Raw genomic sequence first — 20504 nt, 5'->3', positions numbered from 1 at the left:
GTCATTTGACCTTTGATCCAAATCAATGACGCGCCAGAAGTGGAATTACGGGCGACGCCCTCGATGTGTTTCCGGTCAACTCGATGAATCGCATGTTCCAACGGTCTAGGCCGTTCGGCTCATCCGGCGGCCGCGTTTGCGCCGCATGACAGCGACGGTCAGTCCAGCGAGCAGCAGCCCAAGGCCGGCATTCACTTCCGGCGTTGGGGCGCCACCGTAATGGGGACTCGGCCCGCCAGTGGCCCCCAAATCGAAGAGGGTCTCCACGAAGCCGCTGCCCGGCTTGCCATTCGAGGCGAATGTGTTCGGCGCGCTCCCTGAGGTCGAGGCCGAAGCTGAACGCGTCAGGCCCGGCGCCAGCCCGGACTGGATCAACCGCGGGTCGGACGTGAAGGCGATGCCGGTTTGCTGGTTGGCGGATGCACTGCCACTTCCAGCCACCATCAAATTGCACAAACACCGCCCGACTTCATCGAAGAAGCATGTACCTACGTAGTTCATGGCTAATACTCGTTAGGTAGGCCATGAACACTCTAATCAGACAACCGAATCTGACCGCAACACTTTATGCTCGAAAGCGGCAGTAACTCACAATTAAGTTTAACGGCTAGACATGCAATTGATGCGCCAAGTTGCGGCTTATAAGTTCGGAGTAATACGCAGAACAGTATTCAGCGCACCGAGGTGCCGGTGCGGGGAAAAGCTCTCTGATCGCCGACTGTCAGCATCATTGTAGGCATGGCGAAGCAATCCAGGGAGGCGGGCCATGACCGGCTGTAGCGCTTCGGTGGATTGCTTCACTTCGCTCACAAAGACAGCAACGTTGTCTGGCCGCCTTCTAATGCCGACGGAGCATTTGCTTCAGGCGGCTGTCAGCATGCGGATCCGCGTAATGCAACAGCGCCGTGGCACGAATTGCATCCGCATCGCACGCTTCGTTCGTGTGCAGGGAGCGGTATCCCCAAAATAGATAAAGGTTTCCGGGCTTCAACGTCAGGCGTAGGACGTTGTCCGCGCCTTTTTGATACGATTTCTTGAACCAGTTTTGGGCAATCGGATTATCGACGAGGGCCTTATCGACGAGGTTGCCCAGATACGTCTTGCGAATATTGCGGGTATTAGGATGGATCACCAATCGGCCAGGCATCCCGTGAGCCGGAACCGTGATCGGGATCAGGGCGGTCAAAACGTAAGAATCAAAGTGAAACATCATGGAGTGGTTTTGTGCCTCTGAGCCAGAGAGGCACCGAAGAATTTGATAGAAATTAACATCGGGCGCGGGCTTTCCAACGCCGCTCTCGTAGATGTTACGACATAGTTCGATGAACGACGGGTCTTGCGGCAGGTCGGCGAGGAAGGTCCCGCCGAGATCCTTCGTACCGCTGAATCCGACGTATTCGCCGTTGTTGCGCGCAATCGCGTCCGAGACGAACTGTTGCGCTACGCGAAGGTCGCTCGGATCGACGAAATTCTCAATCACCGCGTAGCCATTCGAATTGATTTGCTGCGCGAGGTGATTTCCAGCAATCGATGGCTGGTCTGCAAGGGAGACGTTCATAATACAATCTCTGCGCCGGCCTCGGTGTCGTCTTGTACAGTAAAGCCGACATGGCGGGAACTCGAACTTAGACTATGCCGATCGTCCCTCTGGGGTCAATGATTAATTAATGGACGATTTGATTGTGTGATCTGCAATTGCTGTGATGGTTTAATGAGCAAAAATTGCTCTTAACGACTAAAATAGCAAAATACATTCACATCACGGGCGTGGCGGGCTGCTGAAACCGCGAGCGCCCGAGACAGCCACGTGAGCGCCTGGGTTGCAAACCATGTCGTGAAGCGATGGAGCGGGTACCGGGAATCGAACCCGGGTATTCAGCTTGGAAGGCTGCTGCTCTACCATTGAGCTACACCCGCGCGAGGGCTCGTCTAGCATGCCCGTCGCCGCCTGAGAAGGCGTTCTTCAGGTTGCGAGGCCGAGCGCGGTGCGGGCTTCAGCAGGCGTGGCGACGCGGCGACCATGGCCAGCCACCGCGCCCGCCGCGAGGCTGACGAGTTCGGCATTGCTAGCCGCGAGACGATCCTTCGTGACGCGGATGTTATCCTCCAGGCCGGTGCGGACGGCATCTGCGCCGCGCGCCAGCGCCCATTCCATCACAGTCGCTTGATTGCGGCCAATCCCGGCGGCGGTCCAAGTGGCTTTCGGCAGGGTGCGGCGACACTCAGTCAGGAGAATGTCGAGCAGGTGCTCCTCCGCAGGCATGGCATTCTGCACGCCCATGACGAACTGGACATGCGGGCGCTCGTCCATCAGCCCCGCCTCGATCAGCCGCTTCGCGCCGTGCAGGTGTGACAGGTCGAAGATCTCGATCTCCGGTCGCACTCCGTTGCGCTGCATCTGTGTGGCGAGGTCGGTGACGAGGCTCGCGGCATTCTCATAGACGATGGTCGGAAAGTTGACCGAGCCCGTCGAGAGCGAGGCCATGTCCGGCCGGTGCTGGAGCGACAGGCCCCGTGCCGCCGGATCGCGCCCGCGCCCGCCCGTCGAGAATTGAACGATCATGCCGGGGCAGTGCTTGCGCAGGCCCTCCTGCACGGCAGCGAACTTGTCCGGGTCCGAGGACGGGCTCTCGTCGTCGTTGCGGACATGGATATGGGCCAACGTCGCCCCGGCCTCATAGGCCTGATGCGTCGACTCGATCTGCTCGGCGACCGTCACCGGAACGGCCGGATTATCCTTCTTGCGCGGCACGGACCCCGTAATCGCGACCGCGATCACCACCGGTGAGTCGTTTCCGGATGCCGCCATGCCGCTCGTCCCGTTCTGTCCAGTTCGCCCCGCCAGGGTGATAACCGCCCGTCGCCCCAGGCTGAACCCCGCCACGGGAACAACCGGCCCGCTTTGACCGGGCTTGAGTCGCCGCCGGGATCGTTGCACCTCTCGCTTGGATGCGAAGGGGATGGGGATGGAGAACACGGTGCTGGTCCTGAACGGACCGAACCTCAACCTGCTCGGCAAGCGCCAGCCCGAGATCTACGGCCGCGCCACGCTCCTTGATGTCGAGGATCTTTGCCGCATCACCGCTTCCGAAGTCGGCCTGAGCGCCGAGTGCCGCCAGAGCAATGCCGAGCATGTGCTGATCGACGCGATCCACGAATTCCGGGTCGGTTGCGCGGGCATCGTCATCAATGCCGGGGCCTACACGCATACGTCCGTGGCAATCCTCGATGCGCTCAACGCCTGCGAGGTGCCGGTGATCGAGTGCCACATCTCGAATGTGCATCGCCGTGAGGAATTCCGGCACCATTCCTACATCTCGAAGGCGGCCACCGCCGTGATGGCCGGGTTCGGGATCCAGGGTTATGCGCTGGCGATCCGCCACCTCGCGCATCTGCGCGCGGGCAAGGCTTGACGCCCGCCGCCGATGGCCTGAGGACACGACAGAAATCCGCACTCCCCGAAAGCCGTGACATGACTTCCTACTTGCCGATCGACCGGAAGCTGATCGCCCGTGAGGCGGCCAAGATGTTCCTGGAGATCGAGGCCGTCCATTTCTACAAGGGCGAGCCCTTCAAGTTCACCTCCGGCTGGGCGAGCCCGGTCTATACGGATTGCCGGAAGATCATCTCCTTCCCCCGGCTGCGTTCGGCGCTGACGGACTTCGCCGTGTCGACCATCGTGCAGGAGGTCGGCTACGAATCGCTGACGCATATTGCTGGCGGCGAGACCGCGGGCATTCCCTTCGCCGCCTGGATCGCGGACCGTCTCGCCCTGCCGATGCAGTACGTTCGGAAGAAGCCCAAGGGCTTCGGCCGCAACGCGCGCATCGAGGGTGAGATTGTGGACGGCGCCAAGACCCTGCTGGTCGAGGATCTGGCGACCGACGGGCGCAGCAAGATCAACTTCTGCACCGCCTTGCGTGAGGCGGGGGCCACGGTCGAGCATTGCTTCGTGCTGTTCTACTACGACATCTTCCCGGACAGTGACGCGCTCCTGAAGGAACACGGCCTGAAGATGCACGCCCTGACCACGTGGTGGGACGTGCTGGAAGTCGCCAAGGAGGCGGGCACCTTCGATCCCGCGACGCTGAAGGAAGTCGAAAGCTTCCTGCATGAGCCGGCGACGTGGTCCTCCGCCCATGGCGGCATTTCCGCCTTCGGCCAGGGCTGACCCCGCCATGACCGCATCCTCCCTCGATCGCCTGGTCATCCCCAAGCCGGATGATTGGCATATTCACCTGCGCGACGGCGCCATGCTGCGCGCCGTGCTGCCCTATACGGCGGCCCAGTTCGCCCGCGGCATCATCATGCCGAACCTCGTCCCGCCGGTAACGACGGTCGACGCAGCGTCCGCCTATCGCGAGCGCATCCTGGCGGCCCTGCCGGAGGGGCAGAGCTTCACGCCCCTCATGACCTGCTACCTCACCGACGCCACGAGCCCGGATGAGATCGAGCGGGGCTTCTCCGAGAAGGTGTGGATCGCAGCCAAGCTCTACCCGGCGGGCGCCACGACCAATTCCCATGCGGGCGTCACCGATCTCGCCAAGATCGCTCCTGTGTTGGAGCGCATGGAGCGGATCGGCATGCCGCTCCTGATTCATGGCGAAGTCACGGATCCGTCGGTCGACATCTTCGACCGCGAGGCGGTGTTCATGGAGACGAAGCTCCTGCCGCTGCTCGCCCGCCACCAGGGCCTGAAGGTCACGGTGGAGCATGCCACCACCGCCGAGATCCTCGACGTGGTCCGCGCGCACGCCTCGCGCGTGGCGGCGACGATCACGCCCCATCACCTCGTCATCAACCGCACCTCGCTCTTTCAGGGCGGTCTGCGACCGCACCTGTATTGCTTGCCGGTGGCAAAGCGCGAGCGGCACCGCCTCGCCCTGCGCAAGGCGGCGACCTCCGGCGAGACCTGCTTCTACATCGGCACCGATACGGCGCCGCATCCGGTCGGGGCCAAGGAATCGGCCTGCGGTTGCGCGGGCGTGTTCTGCGGTCCCACCGCGCTGCAGACCTATGTGCAGGTCTTCGATGAGGAGGGGGCGCTCGACAAGTTCGAGGGCTTCGCGTCCCTCAACGGCGCTCGCTTCCACGGCTTGGAGCCGAACGCCGAGACCATCACGCTGGAGCGGCGGCCTGGACGCGCTCTTGCCTGTGTCGCGGTGGACGAGACCGAGGTCGTCGTCTTCCGGGGCGACGAGACCCTTCCCTGGACGATCGGGAGCGAATGACCATGGCGGGCGCGGATGGAATTACCGCGCTCGGCGCGGTCCACCTCTCTGCCGCCATACGCGGGCGGGCGATGTCCTGCGCTGAGGTGATGCGCGCCTATCTCGATCGGATCGCGCGGCTCAATCCGACCTTCAACGCCATCGTCGCCTTGCGTGACGAGGCGGAACTGATGGCCGAGGCGGCGCAGGCGGATGCCAAGCTCGCACGGGGCGAGCCAGTCGGCCTGCTCCACGGCTTCCCGCTGGCGGTGAAGGATCTCGACCCCGTCCGTGGCCTGCCCTTCACGCAAGGCTCGCCGATCTTCGCGAATCGCATCGCGGATGCCGATTCGATCATGGTCTCGCGCCTGCGCGGGGCCGGGGCGATCTTTATCGGCAAGACCAACATTCCCGAATTTGGGCTCGGCTCGCACAGCTTCAATCCGGTCTTCGGGGTTACCGGCAACGCCTACGATCCGGCCAAGACCGGCGGTGGCTCGAGCGGCGGCGCGGCGGTGGCCGTCGCCTTGCGGATGCAGCCGGTGGCGGACGGCACCGACCATGGCGGATCGCTGCGTAATCCGCCTGCCTTCAACAACGTGTACGGCCTGCGCACCTGCTGGGGGCGGATCCCTGCGGAAACGCCGGATGTGTTCAGCCCCGGCCTCAGCGTTCACGGCGCCATCGGGCGCACGCCCGCCGACATCGCGCTGATGCTCTCGGTGCAGGCGGGTTACGATCCGCGGTGCCCCAATTCGATCCGGCAGGATCCGGCGGGCTTCGCGGGGGCGCTGGAGCGTGATTTCCGGGGCGTGCGAATCGCCTGGGCGGGCGATTTCGGAGGCCGGATCCCTTTCGAACCCGGCGTGCTGGAGACCTGTCGCGCGGCGCTTGCCGCTTTCGAAGATGTCGGCTGCTTCGTGGACGAGGCGGTGCCGGAATTCGACATCGAGCAGGTCTGGAACGATTGGGGTGTGCTGCGCGCCTTCACCGTCTCGGCGAATCTGCGTCCCTTGGTCGAGAATCCCACGTATCGGGCGATGATGAAGCCCGAGGCGGTGTGGGAGGCCGAACGCGGCCTCAGCCTCAGCGCCGATCAGGTGATGGCGGCGCAGGTCGGCCGGACGCGGTGGTACGACGCGATGCGCCGGTTCATGCAAGACTACGACTTCGTCGTGATGCCAACCGCGCAGGTCTTCCCCTTCGATACCGCCCAGCGCTGGCCGGAGACGGTCGGCGGGCGGACGATGGACACCTATCATCGCTGGATGCAGATCGCGGTGCCCGCCACCATGGCAGGCTTACCCGCGCTCGCAGTCCCGGCCGGTTTCGGACCGGGCGGCCTGCCTATGGGCATTCAGATCGTCGGACGCAATCACGGCGAGCTGGCCTGTTTGCGCTCGGTGCGGCGTACGATGCGGCGAGCGGATGGGTGCGGCGCTATCCGCCTCCGGCTGCATAATAGGCCCCGTCGCGATGAGGGTTCTTGGCATCCCAGGTCGTTGACCGCGTCTCTCGCACGGAGTATGACGCGCAATCCGTAACGCACGTGCCTCCCGAATGGTCGGGGCCGTCGCGCCGGGCAGGGTTCGGTTTTCCGATGCGCTTGGTTCTTATTGTAGCGGGAGCGTCACCAACCGGGCGGCCTTGAACCAGGCCGCTGACCGGCTGGTGACGCATGAAGGGTCCCTCGGGGCCCTTTTTTGTTGCCTGCGACAAGCACATCGGAGCAAAGGACGGCCGAAAAGGCCAGAGGACGAGGAGACGGAGCATGGGCGGCGAGGTCATGACCGGGGCCGAGATGGTCATCCGGGCGTTCCAGGATCAGGGCGTGGACACGCTCTTCGGTTATCCGGGCGGCGCGGTGCTGCCGATCTACGACGCGCTGTTTCATCAGGAGCATGTGAAGCACATTCTCGTGCGGCACGAGCAGGGCGCGGTCCACGCGGCCGAGGGCTATGCCCGCTCGTCCGGCAAGGTCGGCTGCGTGCTCGTCACCTCGGGCCCCGGCGCCACCAACATCGTCACCGGCCTGACCGATGCGATGCTGGATTCGATCCCGCTCGTCTGCATCACCGGCCAGGTTCCGACGCACCTGATCGGCACGGATGCGTTCCAGGAATGCGACACGGTCGGCATCACCCGGCACTGCACGAAGCATAACTACCTCGTGAAATCGATCGAGGATCTGCCGCGCATCCTGCACGAGGCGTTCTACGTTGCGAAGAACGGTCGCCCCGGCCCGGTCGTCATCGACCTGCCGAAGGACATCCAGTTCGCCACGGGCCTCTACGAGCGCCCCGCCACGATGCGGCACAAGACCTACAAGCCCGCCGTGAAAGGCGACGCCGAGCGTATCCGCGCGGCGGTCGAGCTGATGGCGACTGCCAAGCGTCCGGTCTTCTATACGGGCGGTGGCGTCATCAATTCCGGCCCGGAGGCGTCGCGTCTGCTGCGCGAACTCGTCGCCGAGACGGGCTTTCCCATCACCTCGACGCTGATGGGTCTGGGTGCCTACCCGGCCACGGACGAGAAGTTCCTGGGCATGCTCGGCATGCACGGGACCTACGAAGCCAACCTGTCGATGCACGAATGCGACGTGATGATCTGCATCGGCGCGCGTTTCGATGACCGCATCACCGGCCGCCTCGACGCGTTCTCGCCCTTCTCGAAGAAGATCCACGTCGATGTCGACGCTTCCTCGATCAACAAGGTCGTGAAGGTCGATGTCGGGATCGTCGGCGATTGCGGCTCGGTGCTGGCTGACATGCTCGAAGCGTGGCGCGCCCTGCCGTCGAAGCCCGACAAGTCGAACCTCGATGGCTGGTTCCAGAAGATCCGCGCCTGGAAGGCACGCGACTGCCTCGCCTATTGGCCGTCGGGCACGATCATCAAGCCGCAATACGCGGTGCAGCGGCTCTACGAGGCGTGCAAGGATCGCAAGACCTTCGTCACGACCGAGGTCGGCCAGCACCAGATGTGGGCGGCGCAGTACTTCAAGTTCGATGAGCCGAATCGCTGGATGACCTCCGGCGGCCTCGGCACCATGGGTTACGGCCTGCCCGCGGCCATCGGCACGCAGCTCGCCAATCCGGATGGCTTGGTCATCGACATCGCGGGCGAAGCCTCGATCCTGATGAACATCCAGGAGCTCTCGACGGCGATCCAGTATCGCCTGCCGGTCAAGGTGTTCATCCTGAACAACGAGTACATGGGCATGGTCCGCCAATGGCAGGAGCTGCTGCACGGCTCGCGCTACTCGCAGAGCTATTCCGAGAGCCTGCCGGACTTCGTGAAGCTCGCCGAGGCCTATGGCGCCAAGGGTATGCGGTGCGAGAAGCCGGGCGATCTCGACGCGTCGATCGCTGAGATGCTCGCCTATGACGGCCCGGTCCTGTTCGACTGCGTGGTCGACAAGACCGAGAACTGCTTCCCGATGATCCCCTCGGGCAAGGCGCACAACGAGATGCTGCTCTCCGACTATCTCGGCGAGACCGGCGTCGAATTGGGCGACGTGATCTCCGAGGAAGGGAAGATGCTCGTCTGACCCGACCGGCGAAGGGGTGATCAGCCGTGCTTGCCGGCCTCAGCCTAGTGCATCGATCCAGACGGAGGCGTCAGCCGTGTCTGGAAAAATTGATGCATGAACAAGAAGCTAGGGCAGGCACGCGTGAACGAAGTGAGTGCGTGACTACACTAGCGGATGCTGCCCTTGCGCAGCATCCGCAGCGCCAGGGTGAGGCGCCGTCCGAAGCCGCGCACCGGCACGTCGGGCCACGCGTCGTGGTGGCTCGGGTCGAGGCGCGGGGTCACGGCGGCGCGCTCGGCAGGGCTCGCGGCGGATCGCTTGCGCAAGGTCACGTAGAACTCGATCGTATTCCGCTGCGTCGGCTCGATGCGGGCGATCTCGAAGGGGATCAGCCCGAGTTCGATCACGTCGCGGAACACGGCGAGGAAGCTCACCGGCGTGTAGACGGTGCAATGGGTGTCGACATAGCTTCCATGCTCGGCGACGCTGCGGGCATCCGCGAGTGCCCTGCTCAACTGTCCTTCGAAGATCGGACCCGGCGCGCGCTCCGTCCCGGCCCAGACGGCGGCGGCATCGACCTCCGCCACGCGGGACACGTAGTCGAAGACCTGGATCGGGCTCGCGATCGTCGCGCCCGTCAGATGGTGGCCGACGAGATCCGCCGTCGTGGAAGGCTTGCGGTGAAAGTCGAAGGTGAATCGCTTGTCGGGCACGGCCAGGAAGATCACTCCGTCCTCGCGCAGGACGGCGGCCAGATCGTTCAGCCAGCCCAGCGGGTCGGGAATGTGCTCCATGACGTGGCTCGCCACGATGTAATCCACGGGCGCACGGGGGCCGAGGGATTCCGCGAGGCTCTGGTGTTCGAGGACGAGATCGACATCGACGATGGGCTGCGCCTGCGCTCCGACGACCGAAGAATGTCCGGCGTATTTGGCGCGGAGGTCTTCGGTAGAGCGGTGGTCGGCGTAGAGAACCTCGCCGTCCTCGCGCCGGATCAGCGGTCGGTTCAACGGCCCGAGCCGACGCCGAGGCGTCCGCGTGGGCTCACGGCTTCAAGGGCGCGCTGTCGGGCTGTCATCGGCCGCGCCGTTATCACGCGTCTTCGGGAGCGTCCAGGCGACCTTCCGGGACGGGACTTCACGGGAAACGGCCGGGAACGGGCCGTAACGACAGGACGGGACCAAGGGCATGAACGCGATGAACACCCACTACCCGGAGCCGGTCCGGGTCGAGGCGGTCAACCGTCACACCCTTGCGGTGGTGGTCGACAACGAGCCGGGCGCGCTTGCGCGGATCTCGGGAATGTTCTCGGGGCGGGGCTACAACATCGAGAGCCTGACCGTGTCCGAGACCGAGGAGGCGCGCCACATCTCGCGCATCACGATCGTGACCACCGGCACCAACGCCGTCATCGAGCAGATCAAAGCCCAGCTCGACCGTCTCGTCTCGGTGCACCGCGTTGTCGACCTGACCCTTCAGGGCAATGCGCTGGAGCGCGAGATCTGCCTCGTGAAGGTGAAGGGCGAAGGCGAGCACCGGAGCGAGGCCCTTCGCCTTGCCGCCGCCTTTGGCGCCAAGACGCTGGACGCGACGCTCAACTCGTTCGTCTTCGAGCTCACCGGTGCGACCGAGGAGATCGACCGCTTCGTGCGTCTGATGAGCGTGATCGGCCTCGTCGAAATCTGCCGCACCGGCATCGCCGCGATGAGCCGGGGGGCGGAGCCGCTCTAAGCGGCCACCGCCATCCGCCATCACCGTAGGGGCATGTCGACTCAGCGCCCCGCCAAAACCGCGAAGCAGGCTCATGACCCGCACCCTCTACTACGCCCCCGGCGCCTGTTCGTTGGCAGCGCACATCATCCTTGAGGAATCCGGCCTTCCCTACGAGGGCAAGGCGCTCGATCTCGCGAAGGGCGATCAGCGTTCGGGGCAGTACCTCGCCATCAACGACCGGGGCCGCGTTCCGGCTTTGGTGGAAGACGGCTGGGTGCTCACCGAATGCGCGGCCATCATGCGCTACGTCGCCCGGCAGGTGCCCGATAAGGGGCTGTGGCCGACCGATCTGCGCGAGATGGCGACCGCCGACGAATGGCTCGGCTGGCTCGCCAGCAGCCACCACGTCACCTACGCCCATGCCCGCCGCGCCGAGCGCTACACGGACGACGAGGAAGCCTTCGAAGGCATCCGCGCCAAGGCCGCCGACACCTTCGGCGACCTCTGCACCATGACCGAAGTGCGTCTCTCCCACGGGGGTTGGGCGGTGGGCGAGAGCTACGGCGTCGTGGACGCCTACCTGCTCGTGTTCTGGCTATGGGGACGCGGCCAGGTAATGAAGTTCGACATGGCCGGGCGCTTCCCGGCCTGGACCGCGCATGCCAAGCGCGTCGCCGCCCGCCCGGCGGTTCAGGCGGTGCTCGCTCGGGAAGAGCTGACACCGCCGGCCTGACGACAGGATTGCTCCGACAGGACAGCTCTGTACGGTTTGGCCTTCCGTTCAGGGTCTTGCGCGGCTAAAAGCCCGCGCATCGCACGGCCGCACACCCAACGAGCGCCCGCGCGCGCTCATCGTCTATTCTGAAGGAAGAAGCCGCCATGCGGGTCTATTACGATCGCGACGCCGACCTGAACCTGATCAAGGGCAAGAAGGTCGCCATCGTCGGTTACGGCAGCCAGGGCCATGCCCACGCGCTCAACCTGCGCGATTCGGGCGTGAAGGACATCGTCATCGCCCTGCGCGAGGGCTCCGCCACCGCCAAGAAGGCCGAGCACGAGGGCTTCAAGGTGCTCAACGTCGCCGAGGCTGCCAAATGGGCCGACGTGGTGATGATGCTCACCCCCGACGAGCTGCAGGGCGACATCTACCGTGAGTCGCTGGCCGGCAACATGAAGCAGGGCGCTGCCCTCCTGTTCGCCCACGGCCTGAACGTGCACTTCAACCTGATCGAGCCGCGCGCCGATCTCGACGTGCTGATGGTCGCCCCGAAGGGCCCGGGCCACACTGTGCGTTCCGAGTACCTGCGTGGCGGCGGCGTGCCGACGCTCATCGCCATCGCCCAGGACGCGAGCGGGAACGCCCATGACCTCGGCCTGTCCTACGCTTCGGCCAATGGCGGTGGCCGCGCCGGCATCATCGAGACCACCTTCAAGGAAGAGTGCGAGACCGACCTGTTCGGTGAGCAGGCCGTGCTCTGCGGCGGCCTCGTCGAGCTCATCAAGGCCGGCTTCGAGACCCTGGTCGAGGCGGGTTACGCCCCCGAGATGGCCTATTTCGAGTGCCTGCACGAGGTGAAGCTGATCGTCGACCTCATCTACGAGGGCGGCATCGCCAACATGAACTACTCGATCTCGAACACGGCCGAGTACGGCGAGTACGTGACGGGTCCGCGCATCATCACGCCCGAGACCAAGGCCGAGATGAAGCGCGTGCTGAACGACATCCAGTCGGGCACCTTCACCCGCAACTGGATGCTGGAGAACAAGGTCAACCAGACCTCGTTCAAGGCCACCCGTGCCAAGCTCGCCGCTCACCCGATCGAGGAGGTCGGCACCAAGCTGCGCGGCATGATGCCGTGGATCTCCGAGAAGGCGCTGGTCGACAAGTCCCGCAACTGATCCCCTCATCCGTGAGGTGAGAGGGCCGGCTCCTGAGAGGGGGTCGGCCCTTTTCTTTGCGCGCTGCCTCTGAAATGAACGGCTCCAACGACAAGAACGGGAGGAGCCCATGGACTCGCTTTACGGTGACGCGCACCGCGCCCTTCAGGACGATTTCGGCACGACGAAACTCGCCGAATTCCTCGACAAGCACCACGTCCACCGCGCCATCGATGAGCAGGACCGCGCCTTCATCGAATCACGGGACATGTTCTTCCTCTCGACCGTGGACGAGGGGGGCAACCCGACCGTCTCTTACAAAGGCGGCCCGACCGGCGTCGTGACGGTGGTCGGCGACAAGGAGCTGGCCTTTCCCGGCTATGATGGGAACGGCATGTTCCTCTCGATGGGCAACATCGCGGGCCAAGGGAAGGTCGGGATGCTGTTCATCGATTTCGAGACGCCGCATCGCCTGCGCGTCCAGGGCACCGCGCAGATCCTCCGCGACGACCCGCTGAAAGACTCCTACCCCGAGGCGCAGTACATCGTCCGCGTGGCGGTCGAGACCGTGTGGGTGAACTGCCCCCGCTACATCCACCGCTACACGAAGGTCGATCAGAGCCGATACGTGCCGAAGGCCGGTGCGGAGACGCCCCTCGCCCAGTGGAAGCGCCTCGACTTCGTGCAGCCGGTCATCGCCGACAAGGACCGGGCCCGGGTGGCCGAAGAGGGCGAACTCGACCTCGGGGCCTATGGCGAACTCATCGCACGAGGGCAGGGCTGAGGCCCTGCACCTCATCCAACGCCGTCATTGCGAACGAAGTGAAGCAATCCCGAGGCGGGAGGGCCATTTTCGAAGGTGGCGCCTCCCTGGATTGCTTCGCTGTGCTCGCAAAGACGGAGGATGTCAGCGGGCCCTACGCGCCACGATGAACACCCGTGGGAAGGCCAGCAGCCTGCTGCCATCCGCCCGCGGGGGGTAGGCGGCATCGATGGCCGCCTCGTAAGCCGAGAGAAAGCCTGCTCGCTGGGCCTCGTCCAGCGGGTCGATGAAGGGGCGTAACCCCGTCGCGCTGACCCAGGAAACGATCGCCGCCGCATCCGCCATGCGGTGGTGATAGGCGGTGCGCCAGACATCGACCTCCTCCGCCAAGGGCGCGAGCAGATCGTAATAGGCGGCGGGCTCCAGAATGCGTCCGAGGCGCCCGGCCACCGCCGGATCACCGATGGTGGCGGCCCAGGGGCCATACGCCGCGATCTCGCGCATTACCCGATGGGATGGCTCGGACAGGTTGTCGGGCATCTGCACCGCGAGGACGCCGCCCAGCGCCAGAAGCCCGAACAGGCGCGGCAGCAGGCTGTGGTGGTCCGGTAGCCATTGCAGCACGGCGTTGGCGTAGATCAGGTCCGGCGCCCGCTCCGGCTCCCAGCTCGCGGCATCCGCGAAGGCGAACCGCAGGTGGGGGAGACGCGCCCGCGCGCTGTGCAGCATGGTGGGAGAGGTATCGAGCCCGACGATCTCAGCGTCAGGGTAGCGTGCGGCGATGAGGGCGGTCGAGTTGCCCGGCCCGCAGCCGAGATCGAAGGCCAAGGTCGGCCGGTCGAGGGGCACCCGGGCGAGAAGATCGGCCGCCGGGCGGGTCCGCTCATCCTCGAAGCGAGTGTAGAGAGCGGGGTTCCAGTCAGCCATGGCGGATTCCCCTATCCGGTGTCAGTGGCAGCCGAGTTGATCCGCGAGATCCGCGAGATCGCGCGCCGCGTAGGTAACGGGCACGCTGGGCGCGGTCTCGCCGCCGGCGGGTCCGTGCTCGGAGGGCCTCGCGAGATGCGCAGTGGCGAGACCATGGCTCGCCGCCGCCGCGAGGTCGTTCGAATGGGCGGCGACCATCATCGTCTCCTCCGGCGCGAAACCGAAGGCCGCCACGGCGTCACGATAGAGCGCGGGCTTCGGCTTGTAGTCGCGGGAGTAGCCCGCGCCGAGCACCGCATCGAAGATGAGGCCGTTGCGGCGGGCGAGATCGACCATCAGCCGTACCGGGCCGTTGGAGTTCGGCGCCAGCAAGAAGCGCTCGCGCAGGCGCGCCATGGCCGCCGGAACCTCGGGCCATGCGTCGAGGCGGTGCCATGCCTGGACCAACTCGGCACGCACGGTCTCGGGGACACCTGAAATGCCGAAGGCGGCCAGAACCTCCGGCAGGGATTCGGTCTGCAACGTGTCGAGATCGACGAAGGGTCGGGCGCCGGAGCGCACGGTTTCCATGGAGGGGTCGTAGCGCCCCCGCCACGCATCGGCGAAGGCACCGGCATCGAGGCCGGGTGCATGGGCCGAGAGGAGGCGTTGCGCCTCCCGCGCGACGCCGGAGCGCCAGTCCACCAGCGTCCCGAAGACGTCGAAGACCAGCGCCCGGATCGTCATCCCCGCTTTCTCCGCACGAAGCCGACGATGTCCTTCACCGAGTCGAGGGTCTGCTGCGCAATGGCCTCGGCACGCTCTGCACCGTCTGCGAGAACGGCTTCGATGTAGCTGGGATCGGCCGAGAGGCGGCGCATCTCGGCGGCGATGGGCGCAAGGCTCGACACGGCGAGGTCGGCGAGCGCTGGCTTGAAGGCCGAGAATTGCGCCCCGCCATGGTCGCGCAGCACATCCTCGCGGGTCGTGCCCGCGAGCGCGGCGTAGATGCCGACGAGGTTGTCCGCTTCCGGCCGCTCCTTCAGCCCCGCAACCTCGGAAGGCAGGGGCTCGGGATCAGTCTTCGCCCGGCGGATCTTCTGCGCGATGGCGTCCGAATCGTCGGCCAGGTTGATACGCGAATTGTCCGAAGGGTCGGATTTCGACATCTTCTTCGTGCCGTCGCGCAGGGACATCACGCGCGCCGCCGGGCCGCCGATGATCGGCTCGGTGATGGGGAAGAAGCCGCCCTCATGGCCCTGCGCCGCGATGGACGACCCGAAGTCGGTGTTGAACTTTTGCGCGATGTCGCGGGTCAGCTCCAAGTGTTGCTTTTGGTCCTCGCCGACCGGCACATGGGTAGCGCGATAGGCCAGGATGTCGGCGGCCATCAGCACGGGATAGTCGTAGAGACCGATGGAGGCGTTCTCCCGGTCCTTGCCCGCCTTCTCCTTGAACTGGGTCATGCGGTTCAGCCAGCCGAGGCGGGCGACGCAGTTGAAGATCCACGCCAGTTCGGCGTGCTGCGGCACCTGGCTCTGGTTGAACACGATGGACCGCTTTGGATCGATCCCGGAGGCGAGGAAGGCCGCCGTGACCTCGCGGATCTGCCCGCGCAGGGCTTCCGGGTCCTGCCACACGGTGATCGCGTGAAGATCCACCACGCAATAGAGGCACTGCGCCTCGCGCTCCTGCATCTCCACGAAGCGGCGGATGGCGCCAAGATAATTGCCGAGGTGAAGGTTTCCGGTCGGCTGAACCCCGGAGAAGACCAATTCCTTGAACGCGGCCATCGGCGCCGATCCTGACAGTGTGGGGCCGGTATCGTGTGGTCACGTCTCGCCAGCCGGGCGGCGGTTAGTGGCACCCGGGGCGAGGGGGGTCAAGACGATGCGCGCCCTCAGGGCTCCCGCATCTCGCTCAGCGCGCTCGGGCAGAGATCGACCAGGGGGCAGCGCCCGCAGGCCGGGCGGCGATGGTGGCAGACCTGCTGTCCGTGCAGCATCAGGATCTCGTGGTTGTCGTAGAGATCTTGAGCCGTCCAGTCGGCGGGTAGCTGCGCGAGCAGGAGGATGTGGGCCGGGCCGAGCCCGACCTTCTTGCCGATAAGGCCGAGGCGCTGGGCGACGCGGTGATGGTGGCTGTCGACCGGCAGCGCCCGCATCCGCAGGGACGAGAACGACAGTACCGCCGCGCTCGTCTTGGGGCCGATACCCGGGAACTGCTCCAGCCATGCCCGCGCCTCCGGCGGCGAGAGTTCGGCGAGGAAATCGAGGCTGAGGCGGCCCGCACGGGCCTGGATTGCCCCGAGGATGGCGCGGATGCGCGGCGCCTTGGCTCCGGCCACGTCACCCCGGCGATGGCCTCTTCGATCTCGCCGGTCTCGGCCCGCATCACCTCGTCCCAGGTCGGGAAGCGCTCGCGCAGGGCCTTGAAGGCTTTGCCGGAGGCGGCATTGCGCGTCCGGTGCGAGAGCAGCGCCGAGATCAACTCGGAGAGCGGCTCCTTCTCGCTGAAATACGGAATCGGGCAGTGGTAGACGCTGCAAAGCCGTGCATGGACCAGGAGCGCAAGGTCCGACCCGGCCGGTGCGTTCGTTTCGTCGGCAGGCGGCATGGCCGATGATGGCGCATGATCGTTCGCGGCAAACATGACCGGCAAATCACACGCAGCTTGGCCGCGTTCCCGCCCCACGGTGGAGGCGGCAAAATGTCCATCCTCGCTCGGCCCCGGCAGGCGAGCGAGGCGACCTCCCCTCGCGAATGTCATTTCAGCAACGCGTAGATGTTGACGTCGAGGCCGTCATCCGCGCCGTCCTTCAGGTCGGTCACGTATTCTTCCATGAACTTGTCCTGCACCACGATGTCTTTGGCATCGAGGTAGGCGGTCAGGGTCTCATAGGTGCCGTCGATGCCCTCGTACGAGCCCCGATGGGCGAAGCGCAGGGCCTTGCCGGAGGGCGTCGTACCGAAGCGGAGGCCGTCCTCCATCGCCGGGGGCGAACCCGGTGCAGCGGCCACGGGGATCATGGCGTCGAACTCGAAGCCCGAATCCTCGGTCTTGGTGAAGACGGCGAGCGGGCGCCCGGCGGGCTTCAGCCCCATCTTCGCGAGGTCGGCCTCGATCTGCGCGAAGGCCTTTCGCAGGTTCTGCACCGCCTCTTCCCAGGTCGCCTTGCCGGTGAGGATGGCAGCGGGCTTTGCCGGAAGGGTCACCTCATCGACATCGCCCGGCTCGGCGGGTTTGGCCACGAGGGGCGGACGCGTCGGGTCGGCGGGCTGCGCGGCCTGCCCGGCGGGCGGCGGCACAATCGCCTGTTGCGGGGCGGGCGCCGCGCTCTTGTCGGGGTCGGCTGGAGGGTTCGGCGCTGTCGTGGTCGGCAGCGGGTTGGTCTGGGCCGGAGACGGCGGCTGCTGGGCCGTCAGGGGCTGAATGAGGGCGAGCCCGGCGGCGACGGCGCAGAGCGCGGGAACGAGACGGCGGCAACGGGTCACGCGGGGGCTCCCATCGGCGGCGGCGACTCGGGGTCTCGCGGCTGCCATCTCCAAGTTAATCGCACTCGTGCGGCCCTGCGAGGGCGTCCGCCATCGGCTTCTGCATGTGCGGCGGATCTGCAACGCTGCAGCGCACTCGCGCTGATGCGCCGGGTTTGCCATAAGCGCCCCGAACCCCTCCGGCTGATCCTTCCGTATGAGCGCACTCGCCCATCGACGTTTCCTGAAGATGCACGGCGCCGGCAACGCCATCGTGGTGCTCGACCTGCGCGGCACGCCCCTTCGCGTGTCCGCGGCCGAGGCGCGGGCCATCGCGGCCGATCCCGGCTCGTCGTTCGATCAATTGATGGTGTTGCACGATCCCGTGAGCGCGGAGACCGACGCCTTCATGCGGATCTACAATACGGATGGCTCGGAATCCGGTGCCTGCGGCAACGGCACCCGCTGCGTCGCCTTCGCGATGCTCGACGATCCGGCCATGGCCCGTCCGGCCGAGGGCGGGCGGCTGCTTCTGGAAACCAGCGCCGGGCGCGTCGGGGTGCGGCGCAATTCCGAGCGGTCCTTCACCGTCGACATGGGCCGCCCGCATCTTGCCTGGGACGAGATCCCCCTGGCCGAGCCTTTCCCGGATACCCGCCGCATCGAATTGCAGATCGGCCCCATCGATGCGCCCGTGCTGCATTCGCCGGGGGTGGTAAACATGGGCAACCCACATGCCGTGTTTTTCGTGGACGCGGACCCGGACACCTACGATCTCGGCCGGATCGGACCGCTCCTCGAAAACCACCCGGTCTTTCCCGAACGCGCCAACATCTCGGTGGCACAAGTGCTAGGCCGTGAGGCGATCAAGCTCCGGGTCTGGGAGCGCGGGGCCGGTCTGACGCTCGCCTGCGGCACGGCAGCCTGCGCTACGGTCGTGGCGGCCTCGCGCCTACGCATGATCGGGCGACAGGCCAATGTGAGCCTGCCCGGCGGCGACCTTTTCGTGGAGTGGCGGGCCGACGATCACGTGCTGATGACCGGCCCGGTCGCCCTGGTCGCGGAAGGCACCTTCGCACCGGAGCTTTTCGCCGGGATCGGCTGATGCAGGATCGGCCCGACACCGTCGAGACTCTGTCCTTCGGATGCCGTCTCAACATCGTGGAGACGGAGGCGATGCGCCGCCTCGCAGCGTCGGACGGGCGTCCGCGTCTCGTCGTCAACACCTGCGCCGTGACGCAGGAAGCCGGGCGGCAGGCGCGCAAGGCTATCCGCAAGGCGGCGCGTGCGCGGCCCGAGGCGGAGATCGTCGTGACTGGCTGCGGCGCCGAGGTCGAGACCGAAGCCTATCGCGCGATGCCCGAGGTCTCCCGCTTGATCGGCAATGCCGAGAAGCTTCGCCCCGCCGTATGGGCGGGTGCCGCGCGAGGACCCGGCGCGGTGATGGACGCCCTCACCGCCGAACCCGCCGGCGTTGCAGGCATGGAAGGGCATACCCGTACCTTCATCCCCGTTCAGAACGGCTGCGACCACCGCTGTACCTTCTGCGTCATCCCCTTCGGACGCGGGCGGTCGCGCTCGGTCCCGGGCGGCGCCGTGATCGAAGAGGTCGCACGCACCGTCGAGGCGGGCGGCCGCGAGGTGGTCCTGACGGGTGTCGATCTCACGGCCTATGGGCGGGATCTCGATGAGGGCCTTTCCCTCGGCGGCCTCGTGCTACGGATCCTCGCCGAGGTGCCGGGTCTCGCCCGTCTGCGCCTGTCCTCCATCGATTCGGTCGAGGTGGACGAGGCTCTGCTTCAAGCCATTGCAGGCGAGCCCCGGCTGATGCCGCACCTGCACCTGTCCTTACAAGCGGGTGACGACCTGATCCTCAAGCGAATGAAGCGGCGGCATAGCCGGGCGGATGCAATCCGCTTCTGCGAATCCGCCCGCGCCGCACGGCCGGGCCTCGTCTTCGGCGCAGACCTGATCGCGGGTTTCCCCACTGAGACGGACGCGCAGTTCGCGCAGAGCCTCGCCCTCGTCGAGGAATGCGGTCTGACGCATCTGCACGTCTTCCCCTACTCGCCGCGTCCCGGCACGCCCGCTGCGCGGATGCCGCCGGTCGCGCCGGAGATCATTCGTGAGCGTGCGGCTCGGCTGCGCGGGGCGGGCGATGCGGCTCGCGCGCGCCATCTGGCCGCTCAGGTGGGCAAGACGCTCACGGTGCTGGCGGAGCGCGGCGGCACCGGCCGGGCGGAGGACTTTTCCACCGTGGTCCTGGGTGAACACGTCGCGGCCGGTACGCTGCTGAGCGTGCGGATCGCCGGGCATGACGGGATGCGGTTGATCGCCGAGCCTCAAGCGGGCGCGCTGCACCTCGAAAGTGCTCCTTCCATATGCGCCGGGGCCGGTGCCTGAACGACGATCGGATCGCGCTTGGGATAGAGCGGAAGCGACAGGGCGCGGGCGTGCAGATGCAGGGCACTGCCCCTCGGCGCGCCTCCGTAGATCGGATCGCCGAGGATGGGCCAACCCGACTCCGCGCAATGGACGCGCAATTGATGGGTCCGTCCCGTCACAGGCTTCAATTCGAGCCAGGTGAGGCCTTCGCTCCGGCCGAGGACGCGCCAATGGGTCAGGCTGGGGTCGCCCGCCGGGTCGGCCTTCATCCACCACGAACGCGGATCGGAGGAGCGGCGGGCCAGAGGCAGGTCGATGCTGCCCAAATCATCGGTCTGGCCGCCGGAGACGACAGCCCAGTAGGTCTTGTCCACGGCATTGCTGGAAAACAGCTTGCCAAGGCGGGCCAAGGCCTTGGCATGGCGGCCGAGCGCGAGACATCCCGACGTGTCCCGGTCCAGGCGGTGCGCCGCCTCCGGCCGCCGGGGCAGGCCGAAGCGGAGGGCGTCGAGATGGTCGGTCAGCGTCTCGCCGCCGCGAGGCCCCGGATGAACCGGCAGGCCCGCTGGCTTGTCGATGACGAGCACCAGGGCATCGCGATAGAGCAGGCGCGCGCCTATGTCGGTTGTATGAGGCATCGGATTCGG

Annotated in this window: 20 protein-coding genes, 1 tRNA gene and 1 pseudogene; 11 read left to right on the top strand and 11 right to left on the bottom strand. The window is 66.1% G+C overall.

Annotated elements, in window-relative coordinates; genetic code table 11:
* Nucleotides 1-105: 105 nt before the first annotated feature.
* The 4 genes from ACFQE0_RS01575 to ACFQE0_RS01560 form a co-directional block, all read right to left on the bottom strand.
* Nucleotides 106-501 (bottom strand): hypothetical protein, encoded by a 396-nt coding sequence (locus ACFQE0_RS01575; RefSeq protein ID WP_378966461.1) that lies wholly within the window; start codon nt 499-501, stop codon nt 106-108.
* A 337-nt stretch (nt 502-838) separates the two neighbouring features.
* A complete protein-coding gene (locus ACFQE0_RS01570) occupies nt 839-1558 on the bottom strand; it encodes a hypothetical protein (RefSeq protein ID WP_378966459.1) in 720 nt (239 codons plus the stop codon).
* A 285-nt stretch (nt 1559-1843) separates the two neighbouring features.
* A tRNA-Gly gene (locus tag ACFQE0_RS01565) sits at nt 1844-1917 on the bottom strand.
* A 46-nt stretch (nt 1918-1963) separates the two neighbouring features.
* Nucleotides 1964-2809, bottom strand: coding sequence for a 3-oxoadipate:acetyl-CoA acetyltransferase (locus tag ACFQE0_RS01560; protein WP_378966457.1), 846 nt, complete (start codon nt 2807-2809; stop codon nt 1964-1966).
* 157 nt (nt 2810-2966) lie between these two features.
* Here ACFQE0_RS01560 and aroQ point away from each other — a divergent pair, with 157 nt between their 5' ends.
* The 5 genes from aroQ to ACFQE0_RS01535 all read left to right on the top strand — a co-directional run bounded on the left by aroQ (nt 2967) and on the right by ACFQE0_RS01535 (nt 8757).
* Nucleotides 2967-3413: a type II 3-dehydroquinate dehydratase gene (gene aroQ, locus ACFQE0_RS01555; RefSeq protein WP_378966455.1), complete on the top strand. Its 447-nt coding sequence runs from the start codon at nt 2967-2969 to the stop codon at nt 3411-3413.
* Between the two features lie 59 nt (nt 3414-3472).
* A complete protein-coding gene (locus ACFQE0_RS01550; RefSeq protein ID WP_378966452.1) occupies nt 3473-4171 on the top strand; it encodes an orotate phosphoribosyltransferase in 699 nt (232 codons plus the stop codon).
* A 7-nt stretch (nt 4172-4178) separates the two neighbouring features.
* Nucleotides 4179-5231 carry a dihydroorotase gene (gene pyrC, locus ACFQE0_RS01545; protein WP_378966450.1) on the top strand — a complete coding sequence of 351 codons (1053 nt, stop codon included), beginning with the start codon at nt 4179-4181 and terminating at the stop codon, nt 5229-5231.
* Nucleotides 5232-5233: 2 nt separating this feature from the next.
* Entirely contained in the window at nt 5234-6754 is a 1521-nt protein-coding gene (locus ACFQE0_RS01540) for an amidase (RefSeq protein WP_378966448.1), read from the top strand.
* Nucleotides 6755-6981: 227 nt separating this feature from the next.
* Nucleotides 6982-8757, top strand: coding sequence for an acetolactate synthase 3 large subunit (locus tag ACFQE0_RS01535; RefSeq protein ID WP_378966446.1), 1776 nt, complete (start codon nt 6982-6984; stop codon nt 8755-8757).
* 149 nt (nt 8758-8906) lie between these two features.
* Here the strand turns inward: ACFQE0_RS01535 and ACFQE0_RS01530 are convergent, their stop codons facing one another.
* The gene (locus ACFQE0_RS01530; protein ID WP_378966444.1) at nt 8907-9749 is read right to left on the bottom strand and encodes a class I SAM-dependent methyltransferase; all 843 of its coding nucleotides are present in this window, start codon (nt 9747-9749) and stop codon (nt 8907-8909) included.
* A gap of 178 nt (nt 9750-9927) precedes the next feature.
* On the opposite strand from ACFQE0_RS01530, the gene ilvN reads away from it, so the two are divergent.
* The 4 genes from ilvN to ACFQE0_RS01510 all read left to right on the top strand — a co-directional run bounded on the left by ilvN (nt 9928) and on the right by ACFQE0_RS01510 (nt 13114).
* Complete coding sequence (ilvN, locus tag ACFQE0_RS01525) at nt 9928-10470, top strand: acetolactate synthase small subunit (protein ID WP_378966442.1); 543 nt, start codon at nt 9928-9930, stop codon at nt 10468-10470.
* A 73-nt stretch (nt 10471-10543) separates the two neighbouring features.
* Nucleotides 10544-11185, top strand: coding sequence for a glutathione S-transferase family protein (locus ACFQE0_RS01520; protein WP_378966440.1), 642 nt, complete (start codon nt 10544-10546; stop codon nt 11183-11185).
* 146 nt (nt 11186-11331) lie between these two features.
* Entirely contained in the window at nt 11332-12351 is a 1020-nt protein-coding gene (ilvC, locus tag ACFQE0_RS01515) for a ketol-acid reductoisomerase (RefSeq protein WP_378966438.1), read from the top strand.
* Nucleotides 12352-12460: 109 nt separating this feature from the next.
* Nucleotides 12461-13114, top strand: a complete 654-nt coding sequence (locus ACFQE0_RS01510) for a pyridoxamine 5'-phosphate oxidase family protein (protein WP_378966435.1) — start codon at nt 12461-12463, stop codon at nt 13112-13114.
* A 123-nt stretch (nt 13115-13237) separates the two neighbouring features.
* Here ACFQE0_RS01510 and tam read toward each other — a convergent pair whose 3' ends face one another.
* The 5 genes and pseudogenes from tam to ACFQE0_RS01485 all read right to left on the bottom strand — a co-directional run bounded on the left by tam (nt 13238) and on the right by ACFQE0_RS01485 (nt 17493).
* Nucleotides 13238-14020: a trans-aconitate 2-methyltransferase gene (gene tam, locus ACFQE0_RS01505; RefSeq protein WP_378966433.1), complete on the bottom strand. Its 783-nt coding sequence runs from the start codon at nt 14018-14020 to the stop codon at nt 13238-13240.
* Between the two features lie 21 nt (nt 14021-14041).
* Nucleotides 14042-14746, bottom strand: a complete 705-nt coding sequence (locus ACFQE0_RS01500; protein WP_378966431.1) for a haloacid dehalogenase type II — start codon at nt 14744-14746, stop codon at nt 14042-14044.
* Complete coding sequence (gene trpS, locus ACFQE0_RS01495; RefSeq protein ID WP_378966428.1) at nt 14743-15792, bottom strand: tryptophan--tRNA ligase; 1050 nt, start codon at nt 15790-15792, stop codon at nt 14743-14745. The genes ACFQE0_RS01500 and trpS overlap by 4 nt, the downstream gene beginning before the upstream one ends.
* A 107-nt stretch (nt 15793-15899) precedes the next feature.
* Nucleotides 15900-16615: pseudogene (locus tag ACFQE0_RS01490) on the bottom strand (endonuclease III domain-containing protein).
* A gap of 149 nt (nt 16616-16764) precedes the next feature.
* Complete coding sequence (locus ACFQE0_RS01485) at nt 16765-17493, bottom strand: GyrI-like domain-containing protein (protein WP_378966425.1); 729 nt, start codon at nt 17491-17493, stop codon at nt 16765-16767.
* 196 nt (nt 17494-17689) lie between these two features.
* On the opposite strand from ACFQE0_RS01485, the gene dapF reads away from it, so the two are divergent.
* Nucleotides 17690-18577, top strand: a complete 888-nt coding sequence (gene dapF, locus ACFQE0_RS01480; protein ID WP_378966423.1) for a diaminopimelate epimerase — start codon at nt 17690-17692, stop codon at nt 18575-18577.
* Nucleotides 18577-19875, top strand: coding sequence for a tRNA (N(6)-L-threonylcarbamoyladenosine(37)-C(2))-methylthiotransferase MtaB (gene mtaB, locus ACFQE0_RS01475; protein ID WP_378966421.1), 1299 nt, complete (start codon nt 18577-18579; stop codon nt 19873-19875). The genes dapF and mtaB overlap by 1 nt, the downstream gene beginning before the upstream one ends.
* On the opposite strand, the gene ACFQE0_RS01470 is transcribed toward mtaB, so the two are convergent.
* Nucleotides 19815-20495, bottom strand: coding sequence for an RluA family pseudouridine synthase (locus tag ACFQE0_RS01470; protein WP_378966418.1), 681 nt, complete (start codon nt 20493-20495; stop codon nt 19815-19817). The two genes, mtaB and ACFQE0_RS01470, sit on opposite strands and share 61 nt — an antisense overlap.
* Between the last annotated feature and the right edge of the window lie 9 nt (nt 20496-20504).

The sequence above is a fragment of the Methylobacterium komagatae genome (assembly GCF_042661665.1).
Taxonomy (GTDB): Bacteria; Pseudomonadota; Alphaproteobacteria; order Rhizobiales; family Beijerinckiaceae; genus Methylobacterium; species Methylobacterium komagatae.
This window is presented reverse-complemented; position numbering and strand designations above follow the sequence as displayed.